General features: G+C 65.7%; 1 protein-coding gene. It reads left to right on the top strand.

Annotated elements, in window-relative coordinates; genetic code table 11:
- Positions 1–105 precede the first annotated feature (105 nt).
- Positions 106–519 (top strand): hypothetical protein (locus QSK31_RS48555; RefSeq protein ID WP_285692003.1); only part of this gene is annotated, 414 nt, incomplete at its 3' end.

Below are 519 nucleotides of genomic sequence, written 5' to 3'. Positions count from 1 at the left end.
CGGGTGCTGGGCCGTGGTGGTTCATGGTGTCGGTGGGGTGCGGCATTGGTGTGCCTTGAAGAGGGACGTGGGTGTGTACCCGGGTGTGGGCTGACACTGGGGGATGTGGCGAAGGCTGACTGCGCGAGTTTCCCGGTTCTGATCGAGGCGGGGAAGGCGGTGTTGCGGCGCGGGTCTGATCCGGATGTTATCGACCGCCGGCTGCTGGACCTGGTCGGCGGCACCAGGGTGCCGCCGCCCGCGACAACCCTCTTCGTGTCCTCGGCTGACCTGCGGGATATGGAGTTTCTCGCGGAGCTGAGGAGCTATCTGCACAGGGAGCTGAGCCGGGATCTGCATCCGACGGTGTCGTTGTTCGATCCGGGGTCGTTCACGCTGGTCGATGATTTCGTTGTGCTGGACGCGGCGCGCCGGTCGTTGGGTGCGGATATCAACTTGCCGGCCATGACGGATGTGCCCGACACCGTGGCTGGTCAGGTCGTGCGGGTGGACGATTCCGTGCGGCGCCTTCTTCCGGTC

Origin of the sequence: Actinoplanes sp. NBRC 103695 (genome assembly GCF_030269485.1) — a bacterium.
Classification (GTDB): Bacteria; Actinomycetota; Actinomycetes; order Mycobacteriales; family Micromonosporaceae; genus Actinoplanes.
This window is presented reverse-complemented; position numbering and strand designations above follow the sequence as displayed.